Raw genomic sequence first — 15,584 nt, forward strand, 5'->3', positions numbered from 1 at the left:
ATAGTGGTTATTGGTTATTTTTTCTTTTTCTTCTTAATTCCCTTATAAAAAGGTTTTTTCCCTTTTTTATTAGATGGTCCTTTTCCTTTTTTCCGCTCATTTGAATAGGAATTTTTCTTTCCATTCCGTTCAGTATGAGATTTTGATGAACGCTTTTGATGACGATTAGAAGGACGATTTTTGTTTGACGTTTTTGGACGTTCTAATGGAACGATTTCTTCTGCATCAATCAATTCAAAGTCGATTGCACGTTCTTCCGGGTCTGCTTTGATGACTTTTACCCGCACTTTTTGACCGATTTTAAAAGTTAACCCTGTTCGTTCGCCTACTAATGCTAAATGATTCTCAATAAAGTGGAAATAGTCTTGTTTCAACTCATTGATATGGATCAACCCTTCAATCGTATTGGGTAATTCGATAAACAACCCAAATTTAACAACTGAACTGATGATCCCTTCAAATTCCTCTCCTACTTTATCCATCATGTATTCAGCTTTCTTCATTGCATCTACTTCACGCTCTGCCTCGACCGCACGACGTTCCATCTTCGAACTATGCTCCGCAATTTCGGGTAGCTCATTTTCCCAATAAGTTTGATTTGCTTCACTTGGGTCTTGTCCATACGAGCGAATTAAGCGATGGACGATCAAATCTGGATAACGTCTGATAGGCGAAGTGAAATGCGTATAATATTCCGCAGCTAATCCATAGTGCCCAAAATTATCTTCTGAATAACGTGCTTGTTGCATACTTCTCAACAGCATCGTATTGATAACAGCTGATTCCGGCTTGTCTTCAACGTTTTCAATGACTTTTTGAAGATCTTTAGGTGTGATCGTTCCTTTTGTTCCACGAACGACGATTCCTAGTGCAGAAGCAAAATCAAAGAAACGTTGCATCTTTTCTTCTTTAGGTTGCTCGTGAATCCGATAAATGAATGGAAAGTTGCGTTTATTAAAATGTTCCGCCACCGTTTCATTTGCCGCCAACATGAAAGATTCGATCAACCGTTCGCCTACGCCACGGCTTCGCAATAAGATATCAGTTGGTTGTCCATCTGGTTCTACGAGTATTTTTGCTTCACGGTCTTCAAAAGAAATCGCTCCTCGACGAATCCGCATTTCTTCTAAAATCTGATGTAGCTCTTGCATCTCTTGAAACATCGGCACTAATTGCTTATACCGTTCCATTACCTGCTCATCTTGTTCTTCTAAAATCTGATTGACCGCTGTATAGGTCATTCGTTCCGTCGTTTGGATGACACTTGGGAAAATATCATGAGATACCACCTGACCATTTGGATCAATCTCCATCTCACAACTCATTGTTAGTCTTGGTACGTGAGGGTTCAATGAACAAATCCCGTTTGATAATCTTTGTGGGATCATTGGAATGACACGGTCGGTTAAATACACACTCGTTCCTCGTTCGTAAGCTTCACGATCTAACTGGCTTCCTTCGGTCACATAATTGGAAACATCTGCAATGTGTACACCTAAGAAATAATTACCGTTGGCTAATTTTTTCACAGTAACGGCATCATCCAAATCTTTGGCATCTTCTCCGTCAATCGTCACGATCAATTGTTCACGTAAGTCTCTCCGGCCAACTAGGTCTTTTTCATTGATCGTATCTGGCACTTGATCAGCTTCTGCCAAGACATCATCTGGAAATTTTGTCGGAATCCCGTTTGAGACAACAATCGATAGAATATCCATTCCAGGATCATTTTTATGGCCGATGACTTGTTTGACAATACCTTCTAAACTGGTCGCGTAGTTTTTCTCAGGATAATGGGTCAGCTCAACCATTACGATACTCCCATCAACTGGTCGAATCCCTTCAGCTGCTGCATAAACTTTAAACTGATTCAATTTTTTGTCTTTTGGGATAACCACCCCATAAAGATCCGTTTCATTTATCTCGTCGTCTGTGTAAGCCACGAATTCTCCAGCTAACTGCTTAGTTGCTCGTTTGCGGATCTCAACTACTTTACCTTCTGCTCCACGATCCATCGCAGTATCCGCCGTTTTTATGATATCGATCGCTACCGTATCGCCATCCATGGCATACCCGGTTGCTTCTTTAGGAATATAGATATCATCTTCTTCTGGATCAATCGTCACAAAGCCGAATCCTCTTTCATTGGCCCGAAACGTTCCTTCGATCAATACTGGTTTTAATGGTAGCTTCACTTTTCCTTTTTTGGTAAAGACCACACTTTGTTCTCGTTCCATTTGAGCGATTGTCTGAACGAGTAGCTTGAAATCTTCACTTTTTTGCAAGCCCAATCCTTGGGCGATTTCTTCCATTGAAAAGCTTTTTTTGCGCTCGCTCTCAATAAAAAAAATAATTTTTTCTTTCAATGTTTCTTTTGTCATTTTCATTCCTCATTCCAAGGTAAATTCTCTAGAAACTCCAACACATCTTTTTCCAGTAATTTTCTAGACTCTCCAACGGTGATCACATGTTTGCTGTTGGGATACCATTGAAGGGTCACTCTTTTATCGGCTAATTTTTTTGCTGTTTCGTAAACTCCAGCTGGATCAATCATTTCATCTTGACCGGCTTGGGCTAAAAAAACAGGTGCTTGGATGTCACTAAGTTTTCCTTCTGTAATTGCTGCTTGGTTTTGTATCTCTGCTAATTGCTGATAAACATTTGGTCGAAGCGCAGCGACAGTTTCTTCGATTTCCTGTTCAGATTCCCCTGCAAGTTTTAGCACATAACGTTCATATCGCTCAAAATTTTCTGGCACATGATTTTCAACTGGTGAAATCGGCGAGCAGAAACATCCGCCACCAATGATCTCTGGCTGTTCTGCTAATGCTCGAACAGCGAAGATTCCTCCCATTGATAATCCAAAAACGGCAACTTGGGAAAAACCTTCTGCTTTTAAAAAGTGGATGGCTTGTTTCGTATCTTCCCACCATGTTTCCGTTTTTTGCGCTAAAATGTCTTGTGGAGCTAGCGTTCCATGTCCAGTAAATAATGGAGCATAGACAGTATATTCTGACTTTTCCAAATATCGAGCCAGCATGCGCACATCATTCGGACTTCCAGAATAGGCATGTAAGAGTAGCACAGCTCTCTTGCTATGTTTTGCATAAAGGGGTTTTGGTAGACTTTTCATTAGGTTCACCTCGTTCTTCTCATTTTAACATAGATTGGCGATCCCTTAGGACAAAACCGCTCTTTTGGCAAATAAAAAAGAGCCGCGACGTCAATCACTGCTCTGCATGAAAGGAATTCTTTTTTCGCTCATTCAAATCAACTACTTAAAAAATTAAGCCGAAATTTTTTGAACGAAAAAACGATTCATAATTATTTCGACTAATCGTTAAATCAACTTTTTATTTAGAAGATAAAAAGGCTAGTACAAATAATAAAATCATCCAAATGGCACCCATTACCGCTGTCGAACGTTGCATGACTGCTTCAAAACCACGTGCTTTTTGTTTACCGAATAATTGATCCGCTCCGCCAGTAAATGCACTTGCTGCACTGTTTTGTTTACTTGGTTGCATCATGATTGCAATGACCATTACAATCGATAACACGATCACGATTCCTAAAATTACATTATACATTAAGCAGCCTCCTTTCCGTAAAATATCATCTATTTTACTTTATCATATAAAAAAAACTCTGACAACCTTCTCTTGCGAATGGGGCTCCAATTTTAGATAACATTTAGTATTAGCACTTATTCATGGGCAAAGACTGAAAAGATGAAAAAACCGAAAGAATAACAACGTTAATAGCCGGTTGCTACAATTTCGGTTTCTCTAATTTAAAAAAAGTTCATTTAGCGGATAGATCCACTTTTTGTCATTTCATTCATTGACGATCGTACGAAAACGAGTCGATTATTTACGAAGCACATCTTGATATTCAGGTTTTCTTTCAAATTCTTTCTTCGCATATGGACACAATGGAATAATTTTTTTACCTTCTCTTCGAGCTAGTTCTACGCCATTAAGCACTAATTTTTCTGCTAATTTTTGTCCACGATACTCTGGTTCTACAAATGTATGATCAATGATCATGATGTCTGGTCCTGCATCAGACCAAGTCATTTCCCCGATTTCTTTTGCTTCATCATTCAATAATACGAAACGATTTTTTTCTTCTTTGATTTCCATTTTCGCCACTCCCCGTATTGACCAAATAATTTGTTCTCCTTGATTCTAACAGTCTAGTTCTCAGCAAACAATTATTTATACTCGGAATAACCTGATTCTCTCCAATCGATTCGCTGTTCGATAAATGAGAAAACAACCGTCCAATATTTGGTGGGATCTTTCACGGCTGCTTCTAAATGTTGGGCTTCTGGGATCAGAAAAAGATCATTTTCACCAGCTGTTGCATTTTGGATCGTATAAGCGGCACTGACTGGAACGAACTGATCCTCTTCCCCATGAATGATCAATACTGGCAGATGGTTACTGCCCAACTGACGGGTTGCTGACGCCTGTTTCAAAGAATAACCAGCATATTTCTTTGCATAGCGATTTGCATGGCGCATGATCATTTTTTTAGGAAGAAAGGTTAGTTTGCTCAACATGTAGCGAAACTCCGCATAGACGGAAACAAACCCGCTATCTAGGATAAACCCTCGAACTGCAGGAGGTAGTTTTTCCCCACTAGCCATCATGATAGCAGAGGCACCCATTGAACTCCCATGTAAAATAATGTTAGCATCTGGCTGCAGCTGTAAAATATAGTTGATCCAGATAATCAAGTCTAAACGATCCAACCAACCCATTCCGATGATTTCTCCTTCACTCTTACCGTGAGCACGCAAATCAGGAATCAAGACGTTAAACCCTGCTTCTGCATATTTCTTTCCAATATAAGACATATCTGTTTTCCCATCACTTCGATAGTCATGGACACAAACAACCCATTTTTTGTTAGGAGAGGAACTTTGAAAGATTCGTCCTAACAGTTTTAACCCATCATGACTTTTGACTTCGATTTCTTTGCCTTTATTCCAAAAGCCCTCAGCTTCTGTTTCCGCAAGTTGCCGTTGCTTTTCCACGATCGTAAAAGCCGATGGGTCCATCAACTGATGACCTGTTTTCTCATACCAATCATATCCTCTTTGTAAACCCGATTGAATTAATTTTTGCGCATAGTAAGAAGAAAGTCCACGATAAATGACTGCGCCTAAAATGAGAACTATAAGAATAAGATACATGACAATCACTTATCTTCCCCGCTTTCCATAAATATTTTTTCTATTATCAATCCGTATAGCCTTCTATTCCATTGTACCATTTTCTAAAAAAACTGCTCAAGTTTTCACCCTAGGCTTCATTGAAATTTAAAATCAATCAAATAGGAATAAAAAATAAGATAACATTTACATTTTATTTAAAAGCCAGTATACTGATTCCGTGCATTTTAATCAAGGAGTATCCTTGGACTGGTTCGGAAACTTCCCAGAATAAAAAACTAAGTATCTCTACAGAAAGGAGATTGGAAATAATGCGAAAAGTAATTATTGACTGCGATCCTGGAATCGATGACACTTTAGCATTGATGTTAGCCATCAAGTCCCCCGAAATCGAGGTAGTTGCGATCACGACGGTCTGCGGCAATGTACCTGTGACGATCGGTAGCCAAAATGTTTTCAAATGTTTGAAACGATGCGGACGCTTAGACATCCCCGTCTATCAAGGGGAAACACAACCGTTGAAACAGCCGTTTATTAGCGCACAAGACACTCATGGGATGGACGGATTAGGCGAGACAAACTTTGCTCAAGTACAAGAAAAACAAATAGAAGAAAAATCAGCAGTCGATTTTTTGGCGGAATACTTTTCTAAAGAAACAAACACCTCGGTCATTGCACTTGGCCCTTTGACCAATATTGCTCGTGCTTTGATGAAAAATCCACATTTAGGGAAACATTTCGAGCGATTTATTTCAATGGGTGGCACCTACAAAAGCCAAGGAAACTGTTCACCAGTTGCTGAGTACAATTATTGGTGCGATCCTGATGCAGCTGCCTTTGTGTTTGAAAATTTAGGGAACACGATTGAAATGGTCGGTTTAGATGTTACGAGAGAAATCGTTTTGACACCTACCTTATTAGAATATTGTTGTCAGCTCAATCCTGAGGAAGGAGAATTTCTAAAAGCGATCACTCGTTTTTATTTTGATTTTCACTGGCAACAAGAAAGAATCCTAGGGTGCGTCATCAATGATCCTCTGGCCGTTGCCTACTTTATCGACGAAAGCATTTGTCAGGGATTTACTAGTTATACCGCTGTTGAAACGCAAGGAATCAGCCGTGGGCAAACACTAGTCGATCGCTTTGATTTTTGGCAAAAAGCACCAAACAGCACCATTATGACAGAAGTTGATACTCATCTATTTTTTCGGAAGTTTTTGACCGTTCTTTTAAATGCACAAGAAGAAACGATTAAAAAAGATCTGGAAAGATTAAAGATGGGATGAAAAACATGCGCAAAAAAAGAATCACCACACAGACGATTACGATCGTCGCTTTATGTATCGGAATCAATTATATCGGCGGAACCATTGCATTATGGCTACGATTACCGATCTATCTTGATTCGATCGGTACCATATTCGCTGGGACTTTGTTTGGTCCGGTATTTGGGTTACTCACTGGCTTGGCCAGCGGGGTATTAAGTGGTGTTACCACCGATATCTTCTCGTTGTATTATTCACCTGTTCAAATGGTAACAGGTTTACTTGCTGGAGTGATTTTCCATCAACGATTCACTCGAAATAAGAACCGCTGGACCTTAGTTTTCTGGGCACTTGTTTTATCATTGCCTGGGACCATTCTTTCTTCCCTAATCACTGTAAAACTCTTTGGGGGAGTCACTTCTTCTGGTTCAAGCATGATCGTTCAGTTCCTCCATGGAATTGGGTTCAATCAAACAATGAGCGTGATTCTCGTTCAAGCGGGCACCGATTACCTTGATCGCCTGCTCTCAGTAGTCGTCGTCACTCTTGTCGTCTCGGCATTGCCGAAAAGGGTCGTGAACAGAGCGATTTGATCTACGCAGTTGTGATGAGCTAGAGTAAATACACGAGCGAATAGAAGTCGGTTACTTCAATCATTCAATCAAAAAAACGCAAAACATGAAAATTTGTTTTGCGTTTTTTGATTTGATTGAAGGTTCTCATTTGTACTTTGAACCAAAATAGGCTGTTATGCTAAATAAGACAAGATGATCGCTTGATATGTGTCAATCATATCCAAATAATTATCGATTTCTACATACTCGTCTATTTGATGAGGCAAGTTTACGACTCCAGGACCGAATACCACAAAATCGAAGGAGTGAGCAGATTTAGTAAATTCAGCTGCATCTGTCGTTGCTGCTGCACCTACTAGGGGCAATGGTTGCTTGAACTGTTTTTGAATATGGTGGATCAACGAAGAATCAGGATTTGCTTTCACAGGAATCTTATTGTAGTCGATCGTCAATTCTAAGTGATAGTTCGTTCCTTCATTCAATTCATCCACGATCTTTTGTAATAAAGCAATGATTTGATCGTTTGGAAATTCAGGGATTGAGCGGATATTTCCTTGTAATTGCGCCTGACTTGGAATACTGTTGACTTGATTTCCTCCGTTGATCACTGTAACGTTATGAATCGTTTTTCCTAACGCTGAATTTTGGAAGGTTTGAGCTAAAGCATTCATTTGCTCGTTTGCACGCGTAATAAATTCATTTAAATGGTTGATCGCATTGTAGCCTTCTTGAGGCATTGAGCTGTGGGCTTCTTTACCATGAGAAACAACGGTATAGTTAATTGAACCCATGTGAGTATACATCAAATGGTAATTGGTAGGTTCCCCAATGATCAGTCCGTCTAAATCGTCGACATAACCTGCTTTTGTCAGTTGTTCACTACCTAATTCTCCGACTTCTTCCCCTACTGTCGCTAATAATTTGATTGTCCCATTAAACGGTTTGCCAGACTCTTTCAATTCAATTATCGCAATCACCATAGCGGCTAGCCCGCTTTTCATATCGGTAGCACCACGACCATACAAACGATTGCCTTTTATTTCTGCTGCAAAAGGCGGATAGGTCCAATTCGATTCATCTCCTGCAGACACAACATCCATATGGCCAGACAAACCTAATACTCTTCCGTGACCATTTTGATACGTCGCCACCAAGTTATCACGCCCCTCAGTATGAGAAACGATTTCTCCTTGGATTCCATGTTGATTCAATAATTGATTTAAGTAGGCGGCTACTTCCCCTTCGTTCCCATTCACTGACTTGATTCGGATCAGTTCTTGTAAAATAGCTATTTTTTCTTCATTTCCCATCCTGTCCCACACTCCTGCTGTTTCTTTCTATTTTACTGAAACAGTGTATTATTTTCAATCATTCATCCATTCTCAGTCGATTAGTTAGCAGCAGCCATTGACACTCCTATGTCTAAAGACACCGAAGCACCCCAAAATAGAAGGAGCTATTTCGGGATGCTTCGGCAATTCGTTATTGAGCTGTTGTAGATCGAAAACAGTTTTCAATGAACCGCTCCGTCTGCTCATAACAAGTTTTTGATTCTGGCAATGAATAATTAAATTGATATTCATGACTGATTTCTTTTTTCTGGTCTTTATAAAATAGTTCGTCTACAGGAACGTCTAACTCTTTTAATTTATTTGCGAAAGCAATCCCTTGATCTTGAAATGAATACGAATTTCCATCTGTGATATACGTAGGCGGGAAGTCTTTTGACACTTGATCAACTAAACTGGCTTGATATAAGCGTTCGTCTGTTTGCCAATCTTTCGTTCCAATCAAAGACCAAGCTACCGTTTTAACGAAGAAATGCATCAATCGATCACTCGATTGCTGTTTTGCTGTTTGTTGCAAGTCAACTGGTCCACAGTAAGAAATGGCTCCTTTGATCGCTGTTGGATCAATCATTTGTTTCATCTTCATTTCTTTTGCATACTGTTGATTTGTTTGGATAGTAACATACTGTAAGGCAATCTGAGCGCCTGCACTATCGCCACCAAAAATCAGCTTTGAAAGATCCAACTTCTGATTGTTCTCTTTTTTTAATTGTTGGACTAATTCATTGACTTGTACTACTTGATTGGGATACTGAGAGCTAGGTGCCGGTTCATAGTTCATAGCAACAACTGCGATGTGCGTATCTGAAGCTAATCTTGTTGCAAATTCTTTTACACCTGCTTTATCCCCGCTCACATAGCCTCCACCGTGAACCCAGATCAACGTGGGTAAAGGTCCCTCACTGCCTTTAGGATAATAGATATCGTAGTTGTTTTTTTTGAATTGTGATTGATAAGAACGATCAGTGAGCGAACTGGTGGAATCTTTTGCTTGTTCATACGTCTCTTTATCTGTGATCGTTACAGCATCGCTAAACAGATGTCGGATCACATAAGCACCCGGTCTCGGTGAAACTTGAAAAGCAATCACGACCAATAAAATGGTACTGAGAAGCAAAATACCGAACCATTTGAACCCTTTTAAAATTTTTGCTTTCATACACTTTCCCCATTATTCTGTTTTTTCCTTTTATCATAATATCTTAGCAATAATTAAATCGTTTGTAAACGTGACAAAAAACGATTATGTAATTCAGTTTTTGTTAGGATAAACTCTAAATTTTTTCTGCAAAAAAAGACCTTTCTCCTATCTTCAAGATAAGAGAAAGGTACTTTTTAATAACTTTAGAATGAAGTAGACCAGCACAGCTATATAATCGACGCTCTGCTATCGTCGTACTTATTTGATCGTCCTAAAATTATTTGTTTTTTAAGTTGTAGAAAGATTTCAAACCTTTGTATTCAGCAACTTCGCCTAATTGGTCTTCGATACGTAGTAATTGGTTGTATTTAGCAATACGGTCAGTACGTGATAGAGAACCAGTTTTGATTTGACCAGCGTTTGTTGCAACAGCAATATCAGAGATTGTTGAATCTTCTGTTTCACCTGAACGGTGAGAAACAACTGCTGTGTAGCCAGCTTCTTTAGCCATTTCGATTGCTTCAAAAGTTTCTGTCAAAGTACCGATTTGGTTAACTTTGATTAGGATTGAGTTAGCGATTCCTTTTTCAATACCTTCAGATAATTTTTGAGTGTTTGTTACGAACAAGTCGTCACCAACTAATTGAACTTTGTCGCCTAATACGTCAGTTAATTTCTTGAATCCGTCCCAGTCGTTTTCGTCTAATCCGTCTTCGATTGAGATGATTGGATATTTAGAAACTAATTCTTCGTAGAATTTGATCATTTCGTCAGTTGTTTTTTCGCCTTCGCCTGAATCAGCTAATACGTAAACACCTTTTTCTTTGTCGTAGAATTCTGAAGAAGCAGCATCCATAGCAAGAACAACGTCTTTACCAGGTACATAGCCAGCTTTTTCGATTGCTTCGATGATTACTTCAAAACCTTCTTCGTTTGAACCAAGGTTAGGAGCGAATCCACCTTCGTCACCAACAGAAGTAGCTAATCCACGAGATTTCAAGATTGCTGCTAATGCGTGGAATACTTCAGCACCCATACGTAGAGCTTCTTTGAATGTTGGAGCGCCAACAGGCATGATCATGAATTCTTGGAAGTCGATTGAGTTATCCGCATGTGATCCACCGTTGATGATGTTCATCATTGGAGTTGGTAAAACTTTTGTATTGAATCCGCCTAGGTAGTGGTATAAAGGTACTTCTAGGTAGTCAGCAGCTGCACGAGCAACAGCGATAGATACACCTAAAATTGCGTTCGCACCTAATTTACCTTTGTTAGGAGTTCCGTCTAAAGCGATCATAGCTTTATCGATTGCCATTTGGTCACGTACATCGTAGCCAATGATTGCTTCAGCAATGATGTTGTTTACGTTGTCAACAGCTTTAGTTACACCTTTACCGCCATAACGAGCTTTGTCTCCATCACGTAATTCAACGGCTTCGTATTCACCAGTTGAAGCACCTGAAGGAACCATTCCACGGCCAAAAGCTCCGCTTTCTGTGTATACTTCTACTTCGATTGTTGGGTTACCGCGTGAGTCTAAGATCTCGCGAGCGTAAACATCAGTAATAATTGACATGTTTTGTCTCTCCTTTGAGTTTGTTTTTTCCTAAGGGATTTCCCTCATATACGATTTTAGTTAATTTTAGGCGTTAGTGCAAACATTTCTTGCATTTTTCGCAAATTTTCACTAATTATTTTACAGCGTCTAATAATGCTAAGAATGAATCAGCTTGTAAGCTTGCGCCACCAACTAATGCTCCGTCAACATTTTCTTTCGCCATATATTCAGCAATGTTTTCTGGTTTTACAGAACCACCGTATTGGATACGTACTGCATCAGATACTTCTTTGCCGTATAATTTTTCAACTGTTTGACGTACAACGCCACAGATTTCGTCAGCAATTTGTGCATCAGCTGATTTACCAGTACCGATTGCCCAGATTGGTTCATAAGCAATAACCATGTTGCTTACTTGGCCATCTGTTAATCCTTCAAGACCAGCAGTGATTTGTCCTTCGATCCATTCAGCTGTTTTTCCAGCTTCGTAAGTTTCTAAAGATTCACCACAGCAAAGAATTGGGATCATGCCGTTTGCAAAGATAGCTTTCGCTTTTTTGTTGATGTCTTCATCTGTTTCATGGAAGTATTCACGACGTTCTGAATGTCCGATGATCACATAGTCCACACCTAAGTCTGCTAAAGCAGCTGGTGAAGTTTCACCTGTGAATGCACCTGAGTTTTCCCAGTAGCAGTTTTGTGCTGAGATTTTTAATTCTGTTCCTTCAGCTGAAGCCATTAGTTCTTGTAAGAACAAAGCAGGTGATCCGATAACAGAATCAACTTTTTCATTTGAAGGGATGTTGTTTTTTACTGCTTCAGCAAATTCTTTTGCTTCAGATGCAGTTTTGTTCATTTTCCAGTTACCAGCGATAATTGGTTTACGCATGACAGTATGCACTCCTTTAAAATTATGAGTCGTGGAACTCTCCTCCACGTATAAAAAGAAAAAGCTGCTTTTTGGTTAAGTTTATTTGAGTTTGAATCAATTCACCGTTGCAAAAAGCAGCTGTCTTCATCTAAATCAGATACAACGAACGATGCTTATTTATCGTTGATTGCAGCTAAACCAGGTAGTTCTTTACCTTCTAGTAATTCTAAGCTTGCGCCGCCACCTGTTGAGATATGTGTGAATTTGTCAGCAAAACCTAATTGTTCTGCAGCAGCTGCTGAGTCACCACCACCGATGATTGTTGTTGCATCTTCAAGGTTAGCGATTGCTTCACAAACACCGATTGTACCTTTAGCAAAGTTACTCATTTCGAACACACCCATTGGTCCGTTCCAAACAACTGTTTTTGCACCTTGTAATGTATCAGCAAATAATTTCACTGATGCAGGGCCGATGTCTAAAGCCATCAATCCTTCAGGGATATCGCCTTCGATTACTTGTGTTTCAACATCGTTTGAGAACTCTGGAGCACAAACGTTATCGATTGGCAAGACTAATTTGTCGCCAGCTTTTTCGATCAATTCTTTTGCTAATTCAACTTTATCAGCTTCTACTAAAGAGTTACCGATTTTGATTCCTTTAGCTTCGTAGAATGTGTAAGTCATTCCGCCACCGATCAAGATTTTGTCTGCTTTAGGAATCAAGTTTTCGATTACACCGATTTTATCAGAAACTTTTGCGCCACCTAAGATTGCGATCATAGGGCGTTTTGGTTCTTCAACGGCTTCACCGATAAATTTGATTTCTTTTTCCATCAAGAATCCAGCAACTGTTGGGATACCAGTTGAAGCAATTCCGACGTTTGAAGCATGCGCACGGTGAGCTGTACCGAATGCATCATTGACAAATACATCACCTAATGAAGCCCAGTATTTACCTAGGTCTGCATCATTTTTGCTTTCTTTTTTGCCATCAATGTCTTCAAAACGAGTGTTTTCAAAAACAACCACGTCGCCATCTTTCATGCCATTGATTGCTGCTTCTAATTCTGCACCACGAGTTTCAGGAACGAAAGTTACTTCTTTTCCTAATAGTTCGCCTAAACGTTTTGCAACTGGAGCTAAAGATTTACCTTCTTTATCTTCTTCCGTTTTTACACGTCCTAAGTGAGAGAAAAGAATTGCTTTTCCGCCTTGTTCTAATACGTAGTTGATTGTTGGTAATGCTGCTTTGATACGTGTGTCATCTGTGATCACGCCATCTTTCAAAGGAACATTAAAGTCAACACGGACAAGAACTTTTTTATCTTTTAAATCAATATCTTTCACTGTTTTCTTAGCCATTTTATTTCCTCCTAAATAAACTTACTATCAAAAAAAGCGGAAGAAGCGCGATTGCTTCCCCGCTTTTAAGTGTACATGCTTATAAATTACACTTGTACGTTTGGTCTATCTTATAAGTTAGCGAAGTATTCTAAAGTACGTACTAATTGTGCAGTGTAAGACATTTCGTTGTCATACCAAGCAACAGTTTTAACTAATTGTTTGTCGCCAACAGTCATTACTTTAGTTTGTGTAGCGTCAAATAATGAACCGAAAGTCATACCAACGATATCAGAAGAAACGATTTCGTCTGTGTTGTATCCGTAAGATTCGTTTGAAGCTTCTTTCATTGCTGCGTTGATTTCGTCAACAGTTACTTCTTTTTCAAGAACTGTAACTAATTCAGTTAATGAACCTGTTGGTACAGGAACACGTTGAGCAGCTCCGTCTAATTTACCGTTCAATTCAGGGATTACTAAACCGATAGCTTTAGCAGCACCTGTTGAGTTAGGAACGATGTTTGCAGCAGCAGCGCGTGCACGGCGGAAGTCACCTTTAGGATGAGGTCCGTCTAGAGTCATTTGGTCACCTGTGTAAGCGTGGATAGTTGTCATTAATCCTTCAACAACACCAAATTTGTCGTTTAATGTTTTAGCCATAGGAGCTAAACAGTTAGTAGTACATGAAGCACCTGAGATAACTGTTTCTTTACCAGTTAATGTTTCGTGGTTTGTGTTATAAACGATTGTTGGAACGTCATTTCCACCAGGAGCTGAGATAACAACACGTTTAGCACCAGCTGTTAAATGTTTTTCAGCAGCTGCTTTTGAAGTGAAGAAACCAGTACATTCTAGAACGATGTCAACACCTAGTTCGCCCCAAGGTAATTCTTCAGGGTTACGGTTAGCTAAAACTTTAACTTCTTTTCCGTTAACGTTGAATGAACCTTCGTGAACTTCAACTGTTCCGTTGAAACGTCCTTGAGTTGTGTCATATTTTAACAAGTGTGCTAACATTTTAGCATCTGTTAAGTCGTTGATTGCTACTACTTCGATTCCATCTACATCTTGGATACGACGGAATGCTAGACGTCCGATACGTCCAAAACCATTAATACCTACTTTAACTGTCATTTAAGATTTCCTCCTTATGAAAATCAAAAAAATATTTATTTTAAAGGGATACCCCTTTTAAAATCTCTTTTGCTGCAGCTTCATCAGTGATGAGCCACGTTTGTTTTGGTGCATTTTTCATATAGGCGCGAATCGCTTTTGCTTTTGACTTTCCCCCAGCAATCGCAAGAATGATGGGTACATTTGCCAAATCTTTCAATTCGATTCCGATGCGAGGAACTTTATATACGACTTCGCCATTTTCATTGAAAAAATAGCCGAAAGATTCCGCCACCGCATTCGCCTGTTTCAGCATGACTAATTCCTTTTCAGTCATTTTTCGACGTGCTGCCATATGGAGTGCGCGTCCAATACTATGAATAACACAATTTGCCTGACTAATCAAGTTTAACACTTCTTGAATAGAGGGTTCATTGAGCAAGGAATTGTACGTTGCTAAACTTAATTGTTCTGGAACATACAATGCACGATGATTTCCACTTGCTTTTGTAGCCATTCTAGCACTTACGGAATTTGCTTGTACAGTCACAGCCTCTCCGATACCACCACGAGCTGGCACAAATAGATTATGTCGCTGATTGTTTTCCAAATTTGTCAGTTGTTCAGCTACTACAGCCATCGTTGTTCCGCCCATTACAGCAATGATATTATTGCCCTCCGGTAGTAACAAATCTAAAGCTTCATTTAATGCTTCACCAAAAGCATCCGCCACTTTAGGCTGTTCTTCACTGTTTCCTGATACCACGATACAACGTTGATTCCCAAAATACTCAGCCAGTTTTTTTTCTGTCTGATGCATTCCTAAAAGTTGATCCATGAAGTTCTCAAGGCTTTGATAAACTTCTTCTCCTTTTTTGGTCAAAGTCATACCGCTTTTAGAGGTGTTGATCAAATCTAACTGTTTTAGTAGATCTGTTTCTGTTCGTAATACGCGTTCTGTGATGCCCATACTCTCTGATAAACTACGACGACCTATTGGCTGCATCCAATAAATATTACGTAAAATTTTATATCTTTCCTGTAAAACCTCGATAATATCCGGTGCAACAGATTCAATCATTTTCAATTCATCAAGCATAGCGATCTCCTTAGTTGGACGATATTTGTCCAATGTAGACTCAAAACGACCCATGTACGATAAAAAAAGAAAAGCGACTTTCCTACTAC

The 15,584-nt window shown here is 39.4% G+C and carries 14 protein-coding genes and 1 riboswitch; of the genes, 2 read left to right on the forward strand and 12 right to left on the reverse strand.

Going from position 1 to position 15,584, the window contains the following annotated elements:
• Positions 1-14: 14 nt before the first annotated feature.
• The 5 genes from rnr to AB3I12_RS08775 all read right to left on the reverse strand — a co-directional run bounded on the left by rnr (position 15) and on the right by AB3I12_RS08775 (position 5,212).
• Positions 15-2,381 (reverse strand): ribonuclease R, encoded by a 2,367-nt coding sequence (gene rnr / locus AB3I12_RS08755; protein WP_063627403.1) that lies wholly within the window; start codon positions 2,379-2,381, stop codon positions 15-17.
• Between the two features lie 2 nt (positions 2,382-2,383).
• Positions 2,384-3,133: a carboxylesterase gene (locus tag AB3I12_RS08760; RefSeq protein ID WP_034699138.1), complete on the reverse strand. Its 750-nt coding sequence runs from the start codon at positions 3,131-3,133 to the stop codon at positions 2,384-2,386.
• A 220-nt stretch (positions 3,134-3,353) separates the two neighbouring features.
• Positions 3,354-3,590: a preprotein translocase subunit SecG gene (gene secG, locus AB3I12_RS08765; protein WP_010718604.1), complete on the reverse strand. Its 237-nt coding sequence runs from the start codon at positions 3,588-3,590 to the stop codon at positions 3,354-3,356.
• A gap of 279 nt (positions 3,591-3,869) precedes the next feature.
• The gene (locus tag AB3I12_RS08770) at positions 3,870-4,145 is read right to left on the reverse strand and encodes a GNAT family N-acetyltransferase (protein ID WP_010718605.1); all 276 of its coding nucleotides are present in this window, start codon (positions 4,143-4,145) and stop codon (positions 3,870-3,872) included.
• A gap of 71 nt (positions 4,146-4,216) precedes the next feature.
• Positions 4,217-5,212, reverse strand: a complete 996-nt coding sequence (locus AB3I12_RS08775) for an alpha/beta hydrolase (RefSeq protein WP_063627404.1) — start codon at positions 5,210-5,212, stop codon at positions 4,217-4,219.
• Between the two features lie 213 nt (positions 5,213-5,425).
• Positions 5,426-5,470: riboswitch (PreQ1 riboswitch) on the forward strand.
• Positions 5,471-5,493: 23 nt separating this feature from the next.
• On the opposite strand from AB3I12_RS08775, the gene AB3I12_RS08780 reads away from it, so the two are divergent.
• Positions 5,494-6,468, forward strand: coding sequence for a nucleoside hydrolase (locus AB3I12_RS08780; protein WP_063627405.1), 975 nt, complete (start codon positions 5,494-5,496; stop codon positions 6,466-6,468).
• A gap of 5 nt (positions 6,469-6,473) precedes the next feature.
• On the forward strand, positions 6,474-7,040 hold the full coding sequence (locus AB3I12_RS08785; protein WP_063627406.1) for an ECF transporter S component: 567 nt from the start codon (positions 6,474-6,476) through the stop codon (positions 7,038-7,040).
• Between the two features lie 155 nt (positions 7,041-7,195).
• Here AB3I12_RS08785 and AB3I12_RS08790 read toward each other — a convergent pair whose 3' ends face one another.
• From AB3I12_RS08790 to AB3I12_RS08820, 7 genes are all read right to left on the reverse strand, one after another.
• Positions 7,196-8,332, reverse strand: coding sequence for an ArgE/DapE family deacylase (locus AB3I12_RS08790; RefSeq protein ID WP_063627407.1), 1,137 nt, complete (start codon positions 8,330-8,332; stop codon positions 7,196-7,198).
• A 172-nt stretch (positions 8,333-8,504) separates the two neighbouring features.
• The gene (locus AB3I12_RS08795) at positions 8,505-9,530 is read right to left on the reverse strand and encodes an alpha/beta hydrolase (protein WP_063627408.1); all 1,026 of its coding nucleotides are present in this window, start codon (positions 9,528-9,530) and stop codon (positions 8,505-8,507) included.
• A 259-nt stretch (positions 9,531-9,789) separates the two neighbouring features.
• Positions 9,790-11,088 (reverse strand): phosphopyruvate hydratase, encoded by a 1,299-nt coding sequence (gene eno, locus AB3I12_RS08800; RefSeq protein ID WP_010718611.1) that lies wholly within the window; start codon positions 11,086-11,088, stop codon positions 9,790-9,792.
• Between the two features lie 115 nt (positions 11,089-11,203).
• The gene (gene tpiA, locus AB3I12_RS08805; protein WP_010718612.1) at positions 11,204-11,959 is read right to left on the reverse strand and encodes a triose-phosphate isomerase; all 756 of its coding nucleotides are present in this window, start codon (positions 11,957-11,959) and stop codon (positions 11,204-11,206) included.
• Between the two features lie 155 nt (positions 11,960-12,114).
• Positions 12,115-13,305: a phosphoglycerate kinase gene (gene pgk / locus AB3I12_RS08810; RefSeq protein ID WP_010718613.1), complete on the reverse strand. Its 1,191-nt coding sequence runs from the start codon at positions 13,303-13,305 to the stop codon at positions 12,115-12,117.
• Between the two features lie 110 nt (positions 13,306-13,415).
• Positions 13,416-14,417 carry a type I glyceraldehyde-3-phosphate dehydrogenase gene (gap, locus tag AB3I12_RS08815; RefSeq protein ID WP_010718614.1) on the reverse strand — a complete coding sequence of 334 codons (1,002 nt, stop codon included), beginning with the start codon at positions 14,415-14,417 and terminating at the stop codon, positions 13,416-13,418.
• 40 nt (positions 14,418-14,457) lie between these two features.
• Complete coding sequence (locus tag AB3I12_RS08820; RefSeq protein WP_172595671.1) at positions 14,458-15,549, reverse strand: sugar-binding transcriptional regulator; 1,092 nt, start codon at positions 15,547-15,549, stop codon at positions 14,458-14,460.
• Between the last annotated feature and the right edge of the window lie 35 nt (positions 15,550-15,584).

Origin of the sequence: Enterococcus sp. C65, from assembly GCF_040887165.1 — a bacterium.
GTDB lineage: Bacteria > Bacillota > Bacilli > Lactobacillales > Enterococcaceae > Enterococcus_B > Enterococcus_B hirae.

Excerpts from the sequence above, each read along its gene's own strand:
- rnr (WP_063627403.1), bottom strand. The coding sequence starts at position 2,381 with ATGACAAAAGAAACATTGAAAGAAAAAATTATTTTTTTTATTGAGAGC.
- AB3I12_RS08760 (WP_034699138.1), bottom strand. The coding sequence starts at position 3,133 with ATGAAAAGTCTACCAAAACCCCTTTATGCAAAACATAGCAAGAGAGCT.
- secG (WP_010718604.1), bottom strand. The coding sequence starts at position 3,590 with ATGTATAATGTAATTTTAGGAATCGTGATCGTGTTATCGATTGTAATG.
- AB3I12_RS08770 (WP_010718605.1), bottom strand. The coding sequence starts at position 4,145 with ATGGAAATCAAAGAAGAAAAAAATCGTTTCGTATTATTGAATGATGAA.
- AB3I12_RS08780 (WP_063627405.1), top strand. The coding sequence starts at position 5,494 with ATGCGAAAAGTAATTATTGACTGCGATCCTGGAATCGATGACACTTTA.
- AB3I12_RS08785 (WP_063627406.1), top strand. The coding sequence starts at position 6,474 with ATGCGCAAAAAAAGAATCACCACACAGACGATTACGATCGTCGCTTTA.
- AB3I12_RS08790 (WP_063627407.1), bottom strand. The coding sequence starts at position 8,332 with ATGGGAAATGAAGAAAAAATAGCTATTTTACAAGAACTGATCCGAATC.
- AB3I12_RS08795 (WP_063627408.1), bottom strand. The coding sequence starts at position 9,530 with ATGAAAGCAAAAATTTTAAAAGGGTTCAAATGGTTCGGTATTTTGCTT.
- eno (WP_010718611.1), bottom strand. The coding sequence starts at position 11,088 with ATGTCAATTATTACTGATGTTTACGCTCGCGAGATCTTAGACTCACGC.
- tpiA (WP_010718612.1), bottom strand. The coding sequence starts at position 11,959 with ATGCGTAAACCAATTATCGCTGGTAACTGGAAAATGAACAAAACTGCA.
- pgk (WP_010718613.1), bottom strand. The coding sequence starts at position 13,305 with ATGGCTAAGAAAACAGTGAAAGATATTGATTTAAAAGATAAAAAAGTT.
- gap (WP_010718614.1), bottom strand. The coding sequence starts at position 14,417 with ATGACAGTTAAAGTAGGTATTAATGGTTTTGGACGTATCGGACGTCTA.
- AB3I12_RS08820 (WP_172595671.1), bottom strand. The coding sequence starts at position 15,549 with ATGGGTCGTTTTGAGTCTACATTGGACAAATATCGTCCAACTAAGGAG.